Source organism: Flavobacterium johnsoniae (assembly GCF_001879205.1).
Taxonomy (GTDB): Bacteria; Bacteroidota; Bacteroidia; order Flavobacteriales; family Flavobacteriaceae; genus Flavobacterium; species Flavobacterium johnsoniae_A.
This window is the reverse complement of sequence record NZ_MLFK01000012.1, coordinates 1-17351: the sequence shown is the minus strand read 5'-3', so window position 1 is coordinate 17351 and position 17351 is coordinate 1. Positions and strand designations below refer to the sequence as shown.

Sequence of the window (17351 nt, the reverse complement as noted above, 5' to 3'; positions counted from 1 at the left end):
ATGTTTAAAATAAACTACCTCAAACTATGTACGAGATGAAAAATAAAGAACTTAAACTTTGCGAAACCTTTGCGAACTTTGCGGTTAGAAAGAAATCCGTACTTTTGACTTTAGAATAATTGCATAAAAACTTCATGAAGAAATCGATCACCATAATAATCACATTTTTATTTTTTACCTTTTCTTTCGGTCAAAATAAATTCGGAAATCCGGAAGTAGATCCAATACAAATTCAAAAAACATACGGAGATTGGTCAGTTTATCAAAGTAAAAATATCATGCTTTCAAGAGATTTTACGGCACTTGATCTTCTTTCAAAGGAAATTTCAAAAGAAACTTTTTTAGACCAGTTAGCAAACGGAAACTTTATTCCAATTCGATTGAAATCAGATGATGGAACTTATTACTATAAATTATTTAAAATTCAGCCAAAATCAGATACCAGTATAAAGGCCACAATAAACCAAATAGGTTTTGATGCCCTTAAAAATTACAAAATGGAAGGAACTGTTTTTCCTTCGTTTTCATTTAAAGATTTAGATGGAAACCCTGTAACAAACGAATCGATGAAAGGAAAAATCATCGTGATAAAATGCTGGTACATTCACTGTACGCCATGTATAAGAGAATTTCCGCAGGTAAATAAACTAACAGAAGAGTATAAAGACCGAAAAGATATTCTTTTTATCAGTTTCGCGGAAGATTCGCCGGAGCAGCTAAAAACATTCTTAGCCAGAAAACCGCTTTTGTATTCGGTTATTCCAAATATGAAAGATTATATGAATGAAGCCCTTCAATTAAATTCATTCCCAACACATTTTATTCTAAACAAAGAAGGTTTGATTTCTAAAGTACTGCCAAATTTCGAAAGTTTAGAAGTGGCTTTGGCGAAAGAAATCAAACTGTAGTTTAAAGCAATTAAACTCATAGTTTGTCATTTCGATCCCGAAGCTTCGGGATCGAAATGACAAGATTAGGTAATAATTATCTAGGTGACAAAAAAAACTTACCTCCTTTGCACCTTTGCAACTCTGAACCTTTTTCACTACTTTTGCACCAAATTAATTAAAAAGACATTCATGTTAACAGTCAATAATTTATCAGTTCAATTTGGCAAACGAATTTTGTTTGACGAAGTAAATACCACATTCACTCACGGAAATATTTACGGCGTTATTGGAGCCAATGGTGCTGGAAAATCTACATTTCTAAAAATCATTTCAGGTGATATGGACCCTACATCAGGACATATTCATTTAGAGCCGGGAAAACGTATGTCGGTTTTAAACCAAAATCACAACATGTTCGATGAGCATACTGTTTTGGAGACCGTTTTAATGGGTAATAAAGTTCTGTATGCTGTTAAAAAAGAAATGGATGAACTTTACCTGGACTACAATGATAAAAATGCCGACAGAATAGGGGAGCTTCAGGTTCAGTTTGAAGAAATGAACGGATGGAATGCCGACTCTGATGCTGCAGCGATGTTGTCTAACTTAGGAATTACAGAAGAGCATCATTATACCTTAATGAGCGACATGGAAGGAAAAATGAAAGTTCGTGTGCTTTTGGCGCAGGCTCTTTTTGGAAATCCTGATTTGCTTATTATGGATGAGCCTACCAACGATTTGGATTTCGAGACAATCGCCTGGTTAGAAAATTTCTTAGCAAACTACGAAAACACTGTAATCGTTGTATCTCACGACCGTCACTTTTTAGATGCCGTTTGTACCCATATTTCTGATATTGATTTCGGAAAAATCAATCATTACTCAGGAAACTATACGTTCTGGTACGAGTCTAGCCAATTAGCTGCGAAACAACGTGCACAGCAGAACAAAAAAGCAGAAGAGAAGAAACAAGAATTAGAAGAATTTATTCGTCGTTTTAGTGCAAACGTTGCGAAATCGAAACAGGCAACTTCTCGTAAAAAAATGATTTCTAAATTAAATATTTCTGAAATCAAACCTTCAAGCCGTCGTTATCCTGCGATTATTTTTGATCAGGATCGTGAAGCAGGAGATCAGATTTTAAATGTTGAGCATTTATCTGCTTCTGTAGATGGTGAACTTTTATTTAAAGATGTTCATTTGAATATGGCAAAAGGAGATAAGATTGTTCTTTTCTCTAAAGATTCACGTGCTACAACTGCTTTCTACGAAATCTTAAACGGAAACCAACAAGCAGATTCAGGAAGTTTTGACTGGGGAATTACAACAAATCAAGCTTACCTTCCTGCTGAAAACCATTCTTTCTTTGAAAATGATTTAACTTTAGTAGATTGGTTACGCCAATATGCTAAAACAGAAGAAGAGCGTGATGAGGTATTTATTAGAGGTTTCTTAGGGAAAATGATTTTCTCTGGAGAAGAAGCTTTAAAAACAAGCCGCGTTTTATCTGGAGGAGAAAAAGTACGTTGTATGCTTTCCAGAATGATGATGGAGCGTGCTAACGTTTTAATGCTGGACGAACCTACAAACCACTTAGATTTGGAGTCTATTACAGCTTTCAATAACTCATTGAAAAACTTTAAAGGTTCTGTAATTTTTACAACACATGACCACGAGTTTGCACAAACTGTTGGTAACAGAATCGTAGAATTAACACCAAACGGAGTAATCGATCGTTACATGACATTTGACGAATATCTTGATGATGAAAAAATTCAGGAACAAAGAAAAAAGATGTACAATCTTTAAATTCCAATTTTGAACTTGCAGCTTTGTCAAAGTCTCAAACTTTGACAAAGTTCTACATCTATAAAAAAATCCCAAATCCCAATAGTAAAATTGGAATTTGGGATTTTTTATTTATTATTTACTTCCAAAAACCTTAGCTAAAATCCAGATAACAATCGCAATAATAAAAATTACGATAAATATCCCGAATCCCATTCCGGCTTTAAAAATGTCACCAATAACTTCGCAGCTTGTAAATGAAAACAGTATAACGAATACCATTAACAATCTTGTAATTTTATTTTGCATGATTTTTATGTTTTAAATTGCTCTAATAAAATTACTTTATCAATAGGAAAATTGTGTTATATAATTTTTGGGAATTGTTTTAGGATTTAGATTTTTATTATTCGCCGATAGTTCCAGTTTTCACATCACCAGCCCTTTTATAACTTACGGCTATTACACCGCGAGGTGTAACGGTACTTTCAATTAATACAAATGTTGAAGGAACGGAACCATCATTAAATAATTTTTTTCCTTTACCCAAAATGACAGGATAAATCAAGAGTGCAAGTTCATCAACTAAATCATGTTGAAGCAAAAGCTGTACAAGGGAGGCGCTTCCCCAAACTTTAATATCGCCGCCTTCAGTGTCTTTAAGTTTTTTGATTTCTTCAATAGTGGAAAGGAATTCAGAGTTCTCCCAGTCAGAGTTTTTTCGGGTAGAAGATAAAACGTATTTATTAACCTCATTAATTCCTGGCCAGCCCCCGGCATGTTTCGGCCAATAATCTTCAAAAATATCAAATGTTTTTCTGCCCAGCAAAATGTCGGCTGGAGCCATTTGTTTCTGCATGACTTTTCCGTATTCTTCATCACCAAATGGTGCAACCCAGCCTCCGTATTCAAAACCTCCCGATGTGTCTTCTTCAGGTCCGCCCGGTGCCTGCATTACGCCATCGATTGTAATCATGGATATGACGATTATTTTTCTCATGATGCTTAATGTTTCAGTGTGTATCAAATATAAGAAAAATCACGGAAATGGTAAGTTCAAAAAAAGAGCCAACGGCTCGATTAATATTGTAGGGCCGGATTTTAATCCGGGTTAGCAAATAATTTGATAGAGAAAAGAGCCGTAGGCTCGGCGTACATTTGTTGCAAATATGAATCGTTTTACTGGAATTTCTAAAATTTTAACTGTTGTTTTTTTGTTTTTATTTCCAAGAAAACAATTCCTGCTATAACTATAATTTCTCCCAAAAAATAAATAATTCCAAATACAGAAATACTTTGGTAATAATAAATGATTATACCCAATGTCAAAACACAATAAAGAATATTAAAAATACTGATTATTTTTAAAAACGATTTCCAATTTTGTCCAACTAAAAAATAGCAGCTACTTGAATAAATGAAGAAAATCAAAGCAATTAATGAAAGACATTCGAAAACATCTTTAGATAAACCGAAAAAGTCATTGAAATTTCTCAGGATAAAATAGAGTAGAGTAGAACAGTTGTGAGCAAAGCTCCAAAGCTATCTAATAAAAATATGTTTTTAGGTTTTATGAGAATTTTTTGTAGAGATGTTTTCATTTACGACTGTTGTCAATTAGATTTCGTTAAAAATATTACTTTTTAAAAAATCTAAAGCTTTTTGTGTCAAAGTACATTTTTTTTCATGAAAAAATGCTAAGCATTTTTTTAGTTCGAAATGATCGTTTGTATTTCCAACAAAAGTAAATTTAGAATTTGTTTTTGTAATTTCAATGTTAGTGGTCTTGTAAGCCAAGTATATATCAATTTTTTCAATGTTCTTGTAGTATTCTGTTGTGCTCCAAAAAAAAACTTTGTGTTCAAAAGATTCGTCTTTTAAATTAGTCTAGGATTCAAATTGTTGCTTCCGAATACAAATGGAAGCTTTATAGTTTTTAAACCTACGAAGCCAGCAATTAATTTTACATCAATATCTTTTCTGCTAATATATATAATGACGGGATTTTGACCATCCAAATCTCTTTTTGAACGACCAAATAAACCTATTTGACTTTCATTGAGAGCTAGTGTATTTATTTCTGATGGATGAACATATGTATACATTCCATAATAATGTCCTGATATTGACCATCCTTGAGCTTTTTTAAGAGTGATGACTCCGAAATCACCTGCGGTAGATCCTATATTGACAGGACCATATTCAGCCATAATTTTAATTGCTTCTTTCCTTATGTCTTCAATCTTATCAGTATTGTTAAAAACAATGTAGCTGCCATTTTGAAATAAAACCCAATCTTGAAATTTAGGATTAATTGCAAGTTTTACATGTTCAATTAAAGTTTGATTCATTTATTATTTTGTATTAAAACTTTTGAAATAAAAATATTTACAATACGAAAATATGTTATAAAAAGGGAAGTAAAGTGTAAAAGGGAAAAATATTTCCAACCCAAACACCCCAACAAATAAATTCCAATTCCGTATATTTGCCCAACCAAACATTACAATTACTTATGAGCCAAAAAGTATTACTTAATTCAAAAGAAGTTACTATCATACTCCATCGTTTGGCTTGTCAGTTAATCGAAAAACATCTTGATTTCTCCGATACTATTTTAGTGGGAATTCAGCCGAGAGGTGTTTATTTAGCTGAACGTTTAAAACAAATATTAGAAGACGAATACAAGGTTCCTGAAATTTCTTTAGGATATCTGGATATTACTTTTTTTAGAGATGACTTCCGTCGCACTGATAAACCGCTTGAAGCCAATAAAACGCAAATCAATTTTATAGTCGAAGACAAAAAGGTCATTTTTATCGATGATGTTTTGTTTACAGGGCGCAGCATTCGTTCTGCCTTAACTGCAATTCAATCTTTTGGACGACCTTCAGAAATTGAATTATTGGTTTTGATCGACAGACGTTTCAGTCGTCATTTACCTATTCAGCCAGATTATCGCGGTCGTCAGGTAGATGCTATAAATGGAGAAAAAGTAATTGTAAGCTGGAAAGAAAATGATGGTGAAGATGTTGTTCATTTGGTTACTAATTAATTTGAATCATTAAAAATTGAAAATACAATCATGACAGAGAACGAAGAGTTTATTTATGAATCAATTTTTAATCAGGTTAGAATGGGATTTCTTTCTATTGATGAAATCAAGGAAAATATCATAGAAGAAATTGAAGACAATGAATTTGAAGATGAAATCTCAGAAGAATGGGCTTTTGAAAAAATCGATCAGGAATATCAAAAGCTTCTTTTAGAAAGTAAACAATGGAAAACTCCAACAGATACTGAAAAGCTTATAAATGCGTTTGATCAATTATGCGACGAAAATATAATTGCACTTCACAATGCAGGTTACACTACAAGTGACGGTGAATACGAAGTGGTTGAAGTTGAAAGAGAACTCCAGGAAAACGAAGTTGTGTCTGATGGTTATTGCTTTTATCACGAACAAGATTTAGCAAGAGCAATTGCCATTGAAGATCCAAGTTTGTATATCGCTTTCCAGAAAGTTGATAATTCTGATGACGAAACTACAATTAATGTTGGAAAAAAAGTTGCAGAAGTACTCCGAAATAATGGTTTTGAAATAAACTGGAATGAATCTTCAAGAACAAAAATTGAAATTCCGGGTTTTAGATGGCAGAAAATTTTTGATGAAGATGCAAGAGATCTGCAAGATTACAGTGAGGTTGTAGATAGAATGATTCAATAGAGTAGCTGCTCTTTAAAGAAGCATTGAAGAACTGAATGTTTTCAGAAATTCAAGAATTTGACAAATAATATTAAAGAAACAAAAATGAAAGAATTAAGCGTAAATCATTTATTAGGAATAAAATATATCAACGAGAATGATATTAACCTGATTTTTGAAACGGCAGATCATTTTAAAGAAGTCATTAACAGGCCAATTAAAAAAGTTCCTTCATTACGAGATATTACCATTGCCAATATTTTCTTCGAGAACAGTACCAGAACCAAACTTTCCTTTGAATTAGCGCAGAAACGTCTTTCTGCAGATGTTATCAGTTTTTCTGCAGCGCAGTCATCGGTTAAAAAAGGAGAAACTTTAATTGATACTGTAAATAATATTCTTTCCATGAAAGTTGACATGGTTGTAATGCGCCACTCTAATCCCGGAGCGGCTTATTTTTTATCCAAAAATGTCAAAGCCAGTATTGTAAATGCCGGAGATGGAGCACACGAACATCCAACGCAGGCTTTGTTAGATAGTTATTCTATCAGAGAAAAATTAGGAGATGTTGCCGGAAAAAAAGTAGTTATTGTAGGTGATATTCTGCATTCGAGAGTAGCTCTATCCAATATATATGCTTTGCAGATGCAAGGTGCAGAAGTTAAAGTTTGCGGGCCAAAAACATTGATTCCGAGATATATTGAATCGCTTGGAGTTACGGTCGAGCCAAATTTACGCAAAGCCTTAGAATGGTGTGATGTTGCCAACATGCTGCGTGTACAAAACGAACGTATGGATGTGAACTTCTTTCCATCAACACGCGAATACGCACAACAATACGGAGTTGATAAACCGCTTTTGGATTCTCTTGGAAAAGATATCGTAATCATGCACCCGGGACCAATTAACAGAGGAGTAGAGATTACATCTGAGGTAGCTGATTCTGATCATTCTGTAATCTTAAATCAGGTAGAGAACGGTGTTGCAATTAGAATGGCAGTTATTTATCTTTTAGCATCTAAGATTCAATAGTTATATTGCATTTTGAGAATAACACTTAAGATATTATTCCTATTAATTAGTTTTGTATGTAAAGCTCAGGATGCTGATCAAATAAGAATAGATACTATTTATAATAATTTATTAAACCGAACACCTAAAAATTTTAAAGTAGACGAAATTTCTAAACCAAAAAATAGATTTTTCACATTGAATTTGAATACTATTGGTGGTTTAGAAAGTATTTATCAGTTTCAGAATGAATTAAAACTTAATAAAACTGAAATTGACTGGCTAAAACAACAGATCGATCAAATTGCTTTGGCATTTTATTTAGAGAAAAATCCAATTTTAATTAGAAAAGTTGGAGGCATTGACGGATGCCCAAATGAGAATGTTTATAAAGAAATTATAAAAGGAAAAGAGGTAACAATCTTACACTTTTGTTTTACTTGTTCAGGTGCAGGTAAATTAGATGAATTTATTCGAATTTTTAATCATAGAACAGATTCCTTATTGAAATAAATTGTTTGTATGTGCAGTATAAGACTAAAAACTGCGACTGTACACTAAAAAAAACTTCGTACATTAGCTTTTGCAAAATATAAGCCACACAAATTTAAAAAATGAAAGTAGATCAAAAAGGACATACCGTAACGATAAAAGATACGCAAGGCGATTTTAATGGCTTTGTAGAGAAAGTGACGCAACAGTTTAAAACCTTTGAAAAACATAATGTTATAATCGATTTATTGTCAGATTCTGGATTATCAGAAAATGATTTGAAGGTTTTTTTGCCGCTTGTTAAACTTCAGAAAAAAGCAAAGAAATCGTTTGTTATCGTAGCTTCTGATCTTGATTTTAATGCTGTTTCAGATAAATTAGTTGTGGTTCCTTCTCTTTTGGAAGCACACGATATTATTGAAATGGAAGAAATTGAAAGAGACCTTGGTTTTTAATATTGGTTTAATCGTTTAACTGTTTATTTGTTTAATCGATTTTGCCTTATTATAATTGTACGATTAAACGATTTATCAAATAAACAATAAACATAAAATTGAAATTAACCATACTTGGCTGTTATGCCGCAACTCCCAGAACGCTTACAAACCCAACTTCGCAGGTTTTAGAAATCAAGAACCGATTGTTTTTGATTGACTGCGGCGAAGGAACTCAGGTTCAGCTTCGAAAAAACAAGATTAAGTTCTCTAAAATAAATCACATTTTTATATCGCATCTGCATGGAGATCATCTTTACGGATTAATCGGAACTATTTCGACTTTTTCTCTTTTGGGAAGAACAACCGATCTGCATATTTATGGACCAAAGGGAATTAAAGAATTAATTCTGCTTCAATTAAAACTAACAGAATCCTGGACGACTTACAGCTTGTTTTTCCACGAATTAGAGTCGAAAGAAAGCGAAGTAATTTTTGAAGATAAACGTGTAATTGTAAAGACTATTCCGCTAAAACATCGGGTTTACACAAACGGTTTTCTTTTTCAGGAAAAACCGGACGAAAGGAAATTAGATGTCGAAGCTGTTCAGCGATATAATATTCACGTTGCCTATTATCAAAAAATAAAAAACGGAAGCGATATTACACTTGATAACGGAACTGTAATTGAAAATCAAAAACTTACTTTTGATCCGGCTCCGCCAAAAAGTTATGCTTTTTGCTCAGACACGGTTTACAACGAAGATATAATTCCGATTATTGAAAATACGGATATTTTATATCATGAATCAACGTTTTTAGAATCGGAAGCCTCTTTGGCACTGAAAACATTACACTCAACTGCAAAAGAGGCCGCTGCTATTGCTTTAAAAGCCAATGTAAAACAATTAATTTTAGGTCATTATTCAACACGTTATGACGGAATTGAGCGTTTTAAAGAAGAAGCCGAAACAGTTTTTCCAAATGTACTTTTGGGTGATGACGGTGTGAGTTTTGAATTCTAAGGGGCTGAGGTTCTAAGGTTCTGAGGGGCTAAGTTTCTAAGATGCTAAGTTTTTTGAGACATAAGCACAACCTTGCACACTTGAAACCTGAAACCTGAAACTTGAAACTTGAAACAAAAATCTAAAATCTAAAATAATAAATCATGAACGATTTAAGTAATTATAGAAAGTCTTACGAGAAGAGCGAACTATTAGAAACAAATATTCCAGAAGATCCCATTAATCTATTTAACCGATGGTTTCATGAAGTAGAAGATTTTGGAGGAAGCGGAGAAGTAAACGCCATGACGGTTTCGACAATTGGTTTGGATGGATTCCCGAAATCGCGCGTTGTTTTACTGAAAAAATTTTCAGAAGAAGGATTTATATTTTATACCAATTATAATTCTGAAAAAGGTAAGGCTATAGAAGCAAACCCAAATGTTTGTTTGTCATTTTTCTGGCAGGAAGCAGAACGTCAGGTGATTATTAAAGGAATTGCACAGAAAACTTCTGAAATTATTTCCGATAATTATTTTGATTCCCGTCCTGACGGAAGCAAGTTAGGCGCTATTGTTTCGCACCAGAGTGAAGTAATTCCGTCCCGAACTTTTTTGGAAGAAAATTTAAAAAAACTCGAAGCTGAATTTGTAGGAAAACCAATTCCAAGACCTGAAAATTGGGGTGGTTATTTAGTCACGCCATTACAAGTAGAATTCTGGCAGGGAAGACCTAACAGGCTGCATGATAGAATTCGTTATACAAGTCAATCTGATTTTTCATGGACGATCGAACGTCTTTCTTCTTGATTTGTAAGATTTTTATCTTATAAATAAAATAAATAGTGTATTTCATCGATTATTTTTGTAGTTTACCGATAAATTGAATACGTTTGACGTAAGAATTTTAGAGCAATTTGTCACATAATATATTCAAAGAATTTGCCCCAACATTTACTTTAGAACTTAACTACTATGATTATGAAAAAGATTATGTGCGCCATGGTGTTCATTGTGATGTCAATCACAATGAACTCGTGCTCTGCTGACAGCGCCGAGGGGAATGAAAGTGATACTACAACTACTGATGAACAGGTAATTACCAGCTATAATTACAATACTTCTGAATTAGAAACGATGCAATTAATAAACGAATACAGAGTAAGTATTGGTTTGAATGCATTACAAAAAAATAATCATATTTCTTATAAATGCGAAGAGCATAACAAATACATGATTGACAATAATGTTGTAAATCATAATGACTTTACTTCGCGTTCTAATAATATTATGAGCGTTCTTAGTGCCAAAAAAGTAGGAGAGAATGTGGCGTATAACTATAAAACTTCTGCAGCGGCATTAAAAGCATGGCTGGAAAGCGCCGGACATAAAGAAAATATTGAGGGTGATTATACCCATTTCGGAATATCAGTTTCAACTGATGCGGCCGGAAAAAAATACTACACAAATATTTTTGTAAAAATTTAAAAGAGAAACGTTTGAACTGGTTGGTTAGTTGTCGTTGTGATTCCTGATTTGCAACGACCGTTTTTTTTAATAAAAGCTGTCTGTAAAGACAGCTTTTATTTATTTTAGATCAATCGAAATTACAATCCGGTAATAATAAACTCACTTCTTCGGTTCATTTGGTGTTCATCTTCTGTACATTCAACGCCGTCAGAACATTGGTTTACCAATTGCGTTTCTCCATAACCTTTTCCGGTTAAGCGGTTTTTAGATACTCCGTTTTTAATAAGCCAGTCAATAGTTGATTTAGCTCTTCGGTCAGATAATGCCTGATTGTACTGGTGCGATGCCCTGCTGTCGGTATGTGAGCGGATGTCTAGTTTCATATTTGGATGCTGATTTAAAACATCTAATATTTTTTCTAAATCCAGAGCTGCTTCGGTGCGGATGTTGGATTTATCCAAATCAAAATAAATCATTTTAATGCCGAAACATTTTCCTAAATCATCTCCAACTGCCACTTTACATATCGATTTATCAAGAGCAATTGGAAGGCTGGTTTTTCCGGTTGTTCTGCCAATAGTTACACCTACTTCTTTGGTTGCATAGTCTGGTTTCTCAGCTCTAACGCTGTATGTTTTACCGCACTCTACTGCAAAACTGTATTCGCCTGCCGTGTTAGAAACGGTGGAGTTCTTAATTTTTTGATTTTCGTACAAAGTAACTTTTGTTCCCGCCAGTACAGCGCCATTTTCAGAATCTGTAATTACACCGTATAATTCCTGAAGACATTTTAATCTTCGGGTTTCCAGAAATTTGTAAATATCGTCAGACCCTTGTCCGCCATCTTTATTGGAACTAAAATAACCTTGTCTGGAAACGGGATCGATGATATAAGCAAAGTCGTCTTTTGGTGAATTGACATCGCCGCCCAGATTCTGAATACCACTGATAGATCCGTTATCTTCAATCTGTCCCACAAAAACATCCAGTCCGCCAAGCCCCGGATAACCATCGGATGCAAAATAAATTTCGTTTTCGGTGGTTACATACGGAAAAGTTTCTTTTCCTTCGGTATTAATTGAAGTACCAAGGTTTTGGGGTGTTCCAAAACTACCGTCGTTATTAATGCTGGTTTTGTAAATATCCGACTGCCCAATTGTTCCTGGCATATCAGAGGCAAAGTAGAGTGTTTTCTCATCTGGACTCAATGCCGGATGTCCTGTACTGTAGTTATCGCTTGTAAAAGGAAGAGCGGTAACATTTGTCCACTTCCCGTTTTCAAGACTGGCTTTGTATATTTTTACAAGTGTAATTTTAGCAGCATCTTTTCCTTTTTTTCCGTTTATAAAATTATTTCGGGTAAAATAAACCGTTTTTCCGTCTTTGGTGAAAACGGGAGAGGACTCATGAAATCGTGTATTTATTTCAGATCTTATTTTGTTTACTTTTGATGCGGTTCCGCTTTGTACATCCAGATCGGCATTGTAAATATTGGTAAAATATTCTCCGGTCCATTTGTGTTTTCGCTGAGAAAAATTTCCGGTATCTCTGGCTGATGCAAAATAGATTTTATTATTGTAAACAAAACTTCCGTAGTCAGAATATTTAGAATTAATTCCAGCATCTTCAATTTTATAACGTCCTGAATTGGCTTTTATCTCATCCATGTAATTGACATCTTCTTTGTAGAGTTTTGCCCTGGAATCGTTTTTATATTTAAAACTGAATTCATTCATAATTTTGGCAGCCTTATCCGTTTGTCCTGTTGATTTTAGAGACTGCGCATATCTGTAATAATATTCGGCTTCCGGAGAGGTGTTTACGGCAAATAATTCGGCATACCATTTGGCAGCTCCTTCAAAATCTGAATTGAAGTAATAAGAGTTTCCAAGTTTTTTAAACAAATCTTCAGACTTGTATCCTTTATCAGCCACTCTTTCATAGGTTTTTATGGCATCTATATAGGCATAACCATCGTATTTTTTATCACCCGATTTCACTTTTGACTCTTGTGAATAGCCGTAAAAAACATTTAGAATTATTAAGCAGAAAAGTCTATAATTTTTCATAATATTTATTTTTTAGAAGAAACGAGGAGTTGTCATTTTACCATTGTTTTTGAAGAATTCATAACGCAGGAATATTTCATGAGATCCTGAATTATAGTTGTTTAGGTTTGTGGTCTCACGATCGTAGCCGTATCCTAAATAAAGCCCGTCAGTGATTTGAAATCCAACCATTGCACTTAAAGAAGCGCTCCATCTGTAAGCAACACCCACTACGAACTTTTCGATGAACATAAAGTTGGCAGAAACATCCACTTGTAGCGGTGCTCCTTCGACCATCTTGGCTAATACGGCAGGTTTGAATTTGTAGTACTCTAATTTATCCAGATTAAAAACATAACCTCCCATTAAATAATAATTGATTTTGTCTTTATAAATTGCAACATCATTATCATCGTATCTGTTGGTTTCTATGAAATTAGGAACTGAAAGTCCGATGTAAGCCTTATCAGAATGCCAGTAAACTCCGGCCCCTACATTGGGAGAGAACTTATTATCGAGATCCTGAAATTGAGGATCACCTTGTTCGGCTGGATTTAGTTTGTTGACGTCCAGATTGAATATATTAGCGGTCCCTTTTATACCAAAAGAAAGTTTAAAATCGGCTGAAGTCTGTACGGTATACGAGATATCTGCTGATATATTGTTCTCATTAGTAGGTCCTATTTTATCATTTACAAGCGATAAACCTACTCCCAGATTACTGTTGTTTATAGGTGTGTTTATAGAAAAACTGCTTGTTTCGGGAGCTCCATCAAGTCCAACCCACTGCGTACGGTATAAGCCAAAAACACTTAAAGCACCGCGTGACCCTGCATAAGCCGGATTGATATTTATAGTGTTGTACATGTATTGCGTAAACTGTGCATCCTGCTGTGCATAACCCGCAATGGTTACAAACATAATGACGAAAAAAAATAATTTTGTTCTCATAATAGATGTGTATTGTTTAGTTAATATGCAATGCGCTATACTTTTGTGCGCTGTATAACGCATTGCTCTTTTTTATTTAGACAGGTATAAGTACCCTTCTTGTTTATTGGTATGAATTACATTGTTTCCGTCTAACGATTTGTAAGTAACAATGTAGAAATAGGTGCCTGTTGGTAAACCATCAGATTGTTTTACGGTTGTTCTTCCTCTTGAGTTTCCGTCAAAGGCATTGCTTGCATTGTTGTAATTATTAGTTTCAAATACCAATATGCCCCAGCGGTTATATATTTCTACAGTGTTTTCCGGATAACAGGTTAAATCATCAATACCGTCAATTACGAAAACATCATTTTTTCCATCACCATTTGGTGAAAAAGCATTGTGCACCTGAATATTTTGGCAGGCTAATACTTTACAATCATCATTTACTTCCATATTAAGTAAAATACTTCGTGGGCAATTTTCATCGGTTACTTTGTATTCGAATATGTAATTGCCTAGTGCCAAACCATAAGGGTTAAGAGTGCCTCCTTGTAATGCTCTGGTGCCGTTTGTATCTACCCAGTTTCCTGTTGCAGGTGTTCCTTCAGGTAATAAATTAGACAGGTTCAATAATGTCGTATCATCATTACAAGCCTGACTGGTAATGTTTGATATTCCATTTGGCAGAACTGTTATAGTTACGTTCGCTGTATCGCAGTTCTCGGTACTTAATTTATCACAAAGACGATAAGTATAAGTATAAGTTCCTGCTGGTGTTAAACCTGATACCCGAACATTTCCAGAAGCATCAATTGTGATATTTGGATCTGTTTTTGCATTGTTATCATTTAATAATGTAAAGTTTACCAGTTCAAGAGTTGCTGTAACCTGTCCTTTAAAGTCATTACTTAAAACGTTGCCAACTAATCCAAATGTGCTGCATCCAATATTGGCATAATTATCATCGTTAGCAGCAACTGGTGCAGGAGGATCAAGAACTGTTACAGTTACAGTTGCTGTATCACAATTTCCGGCGTCGGCTTTTTCACAAATTTGATACGTTAAGGTATATGTTCCTCCCGGAGCATTGGCGGCAACATCTACAGATCCGTTAGGATTGAGCGTTAAAACTCCTTTAGGGTCCGGCGTAAATATGGTAAGCGTAATGTCATTTGGATTAATTACACCATTATTTAAAGTATCATTAGTTAATACATTTACAATATTAGTTACTCCTGCTGGTCCTGTAATAGGTGCTGGTACGTCATCATTTGCCACGATTGCAAATGTTGGTCTTGCGGTACAGAAAGGATCAGATGGCGGATAATTTACAGTTATAGTTTCACTTGGATTAGTCGAAATCGTTAAGTTAACCGTTGGACGCAATGATTCAAATCCGTCCGCAGCCTGAATCCATTTATTATTTTCGAAAACCCATCCCGGCCAGTCAATACCTTTTCCGTTTCCATCAACCACAGCACCCGGCCACAAAACTCGTCCGGAAAGAGCCAGATTGGTCATGGTGGTTATGACGTTATTTTGAGCATTGGCCCAGGCAATTGTTACACCATTTACAGGAGTAAAATTGGTTGGCGTTACCACATAGTCAATGTAAGGAACATCATTAACACAAACTGCTGTTGCGGTAACCGTCATAGTTGGAGCTTCTATTGTAATGGTCACAGTTGCAGTATCACAATTTGAAGTTTCATCCGCTTCACAGATTTGATAAACTAGAGTTTGAGTTCCAACAGGTGCATTTGGAAGCACATCAACAGAACCATCTGAATTTAATTGTAAAAATTGATTTGGTGTTACAGTTGTGATAATTACATCAGAAGAGGTTACAATTACACCTTCAAGTGTATCGTTTGATAAAACATTCACCACATTCTTTGTAATGTTATTTACCCCCGCAATAGGTCCCGCATTGTCATCGTTGGCAGCAATGTCAGAATAAGTTTTGCAGTTCACACCAAAATCGAGATCTAAATGAACTAAGTCTTGTGGTGTTACTGTGGCTATTAAACTACTAGCGCTGGTTGTTGAACAAATAGTATGTAACTGTGCCTTACCGGTTTTAGCTGGTGTTTTTTTATCGTTTATACTTGGCAGTACTTTTACAAGTCCGGTTGTTCCCAGTGCAGCCGCAACTGCATCGAGATTAGCATCTTTAACTAATTTAATAGTGTAATCTCCATAAGGATTTGCAGTTTCAGGTCGGTTTCGCCAGTATCCCTGAATTCCAATAATTTCCTCTTCGTGATAACCATTCGGTCCATCTATTATAATATTCGGACTAAGAGCATTTCCAAAACCTCCAGCGTTTAATTCACCTACGTTCGAAGGGCCTTGGTAGCTTCCGTCACCATTAAAGTCAATCCATTCCCAAAGGCTGTAATCGATCGCCCCGTTACCATCAGGAATATTTTTAGTTACTATTCCGTCATTATTAGCATCGTACCATTCATCCTGAACACCATTACTGTTTGTATCGTACCAAACATAATCACCTAATACAGGAAGTGTTGATGAACCATATTCAAAATTATGTTTCTGAATAATACAATCTTCAAGAGTCGTAAAGAACAAGCTGGAATCTACAGGATATAATTGGTAAGCACTGTTTAAATTAGCATCTTGCACCTGAACCAAATAAGTTCCGGCCGGCATTCCTGAGAAGCTGTAACTACCATCAGTTCCTGATAGTTTTAATAAAATTGGCCCGGTTGTAGAACCCTGCGGAATCAAGGTTACAGGTACATTTGCAATTCCGGTATGATTATCGACATTAATAATCTGACCCGATATTTTTACTGTATATTCTGGCTGCGTTATAACTACTGTTGCAGCTGCAGTACAGTTCTGGGTTTCACTTACAGGCGATGTTGCAGTAAGGGTATAAGTTCCCGCAGGTAAATTGGTATTACCCACAACTTCATTTTTATCATTTCTAATGATCACTGATGAGCCGGGACTGCTGGTTACTAAAATTGAACCATCTTTTCCTCCAAAACAAGATGCATTTGTTGCAATACCGTTAACAGAAACTTTGTTTTCAACTGTAAAAGTCTGAACCAGTTCTGTTTTATTCCCTGCACAATCAGATAATGTATAGGTTCTGGTTAAGATATAAGGACTTCCTTCGCAGCCGCTTCCTTCATTGTTTGTATCTGAAACCGTGATAGAAACCGTTCCTCCGCAATTATCAGCAGCATCTTGTATATCTTGAGGAGTTCCAGCAGGAATTTGCGCTATACTTTGTAAATCTGCAAAACTTATTGGAGCAGTTCCAGTTGGCGCTGTAGTATCTCTTACTGTTATAATTTGTGTATGTGATACTATATTGCCGCTGCAGTCACTTGTTTTCCATATACGGGTCAAAGTATAATTTGAACCGCATTCGTTTTGAATGTCACTTTTTGTTTCTGTAAATACAATTGGTAAATTTCCATTACAATTATCAGCTGCTTCAAGATTAGCAGGCTGAGGAACAGCATCACAGGAAACTGTAGTATCGCCTGGAAGATTACCGCTAAAAACAGGTGCCGTGGTATCCTGAATCGTAATCACCTG

The 17351-nt window shown here is 34.9% G+C and carries 16 protein-coding genes; 10 read left to right on the top strand and 6 right to left on the bottom strand.

All coding sequences use genetic code 11. The features are described 5' to 3' along the window. Positions 1-134 precede the first annotated feature (134 nt). Both BKM63_RS21995 and BKM63_RS21990 read left to right on the top strand, forming a co-directional pair. On the top strand, positions 135-908 hold the full coding sequence (locus tag BKM63_RS21995) for a TlpA family protein disulfide reductase (RefSeq protein WP_071638737.1): 774 nt from the start codon (positions 135-137) through the stop codon (positions 906-908). Between the two features lie 171 nt (positions 909-1079). Then, entirely contained in the window at positions 1080-2699 is a 1620-nt protein-coding gene (locus BKM63_RS21990; RefSeq protein ID WP_071638736.1) for an ABC-F family ATP-binding cassette domain-containing protein, read from the top strand. A 114-nt stretch (positions 2700-2813) separates the two neighbouring features. Here the strand turns inward: BKM63_RS21990 and BKM63_RS23745 are convergent, their stop codons facing one another. From BKM63_RS23745 to BKM63_RS21970, 3 genes are all read right to left on the bottom strand, one after another. Next, the gene (locus BKM63_RS23745) at positions 2814-2987 is read right to left on the bottom strand and encodes a hypothetical protein (protein ID WP_165590656.1); all 174 of its coding nucleotides are present in this window, start codon (positions 2985-2987) and stop codon (positions 2814-2816) included. 97 nt (positions 2988-3084) lie between these two features. Continuing rightward, positions 3085-3678: a dihydrofolate reductase family protein gene (locus BKM63_RS21985; protein ID WP_071638735.1), complete on the bottom strand. Its 594-nt coding sequence runs from the start codon at positions 3676-3678 to the stop codon at positions 3085-3087. Positions 3679-4555: 877 nt separating this feature from the next. Then, entirely contained in the window at positions 4556-5029 is a 474-nt protein-coding gene (locus BKM63_RS21970; protein ID WP_071638732.1) for a hypothetical protein, read from the bottom strand. Between the two features lie 164 nt (positions 5030-5193). On the opposite strand from BKM63_RS21970, the gene pyrR reads away from it, so the two are divergent. The 8 genes from pyrR (at position 5194) to BKM63_RS21930 (ending at position 10812) form a co-directional block, all read left to right on the top strand. Continuing rightward, positions 5194-5733, top strand: a complete 540-nt coding sequence (gene pyrR, locus BKM63_RS21965; RefSeq protein ID WP_071638731.1) for a bifunctional pyr operon transcriptional regulator/uracil phosphoribosyltransferase PyrR — start codon at positions 5194-5196, stop codon at positions 5731-5733. Positions 5734-5763: 30 nt separating this feature from the next. Beyond that, the gene (locus BKM63_RS21960) at positions 5764-6405 is read left to right on the top strand and encodes a DUF6891 domain-containing protein (RefSeq protein ID WP_071638730.1); all 642 of its coding nucleotides are present in this window, start codon (positions 5764-5766) and stop codon (positions 6403-6405) included. Positions 6406-6489: 84 nt separating this feature from the next. Continuing rightward, entirely contained in the window at positions 6490-7416 is a 927-nt protein-coding gene (locus BKM63_RS21955) for an aspartate carbamoyltransferase catalytic subunit (RefSeq protein ID WP_071638742.1), read from the top strand. A gap of 177 nt (positions 7417-7593) precedes the next feature. Continuing rightward, positions 7594-7908: a hypothetical protein gene (locus BKM63_RS21950; RefSeq protein WP_123907110.1), complete on the top strand. Its 315-nt coding sequence runs from the start codon at positions 7594-7596 to the stop codon at positions 7906-7908. Positions 7909-8009: 101 nt separating this feature from the next. After that, the gene (locus BKM63_RS21945) at positions 8010-8342 is read left to right on the top strand and encodes a ribonuclease Z (protein WP_071638728.1); all 333 of its coding nucleotides are present in this window, start codon (positions 8010-8012) and stop codon (positions 8340-8342) included. Between the two features lie 98 nt (positions 8343-8440). Further along, positions 8441-9346, top strand: a complete 906-nt coding sequence (locus tag BKM63_RS21940; protein WP_071638727.1) for a ribonuclease Z — start codon at positions 8441-8443, stop codon at positions 9344-9346. A 143-nt stretch (positions 9347-9489) separates the two neighbouring features. Next, entirely contained in the window at positions 9490-10134 is a 645-nt protein-coding gene (pdxH, locus tag BKM63_RS21935; protein ID WP_071638726.1) for a pyridoxamine 5'-phosphate oxidase, read from the top strand. 171 nt (positions 10135-10305) lie between these two features. Continuing rightward, positions 10306-10812 (top strand): CAP domain-containing protein, encoded by a 507-nt coding sequence (locus BKM63_RS21930; RefSeq protein ID WP_071638741.1) that lies wholly within the window; start codon positions 10306-10308, stop codon positions 10810-10812. A gap of 119 nt (positions 10813-10931) precedes the next feature. Here the strand turns inward: BKM63_RS21930 and BKM63_RS21925 are convergent, their stop codons facing one another. The 3 genes from BKM63_RS21925 to BKM63_RS21915 all read right to left on the bottom strand — a co-directional run. After that, positions 10932-12863, bottom strand: a complete 1932-nt coding sequence (locus BKM63_RS21925; RefSeq protein ID WP_071638725.1) for an OmpA family protein — start codon at positions 12861-12863, stop codon at positions 10932-10934. 12 nt (positions 12864-12875) lie between these two features. Further along, positions 12876-13793: a PorP/SprF family type IX secretion system membrane protein gene (locus tag BKM63_RS21920; RefSeq protein WP_071638724.1), complete on the bottom strand. Its 918-nt coding sequence runs from the start codon at positions 13791-13793 to the stop codon at positions 12876-12878. A 72-nt stretch (positions 13794-13865) separates the two neighbouring features. Then, a partial coding sequence (locus BKM63_RS21915; RefSeq protein WP_131801195.1) for a gliding motility-associated C-terminal domain-containing protein occupies positions 13866-17351 on the bottom strand: 3486 nt, incomplete at its 5' end.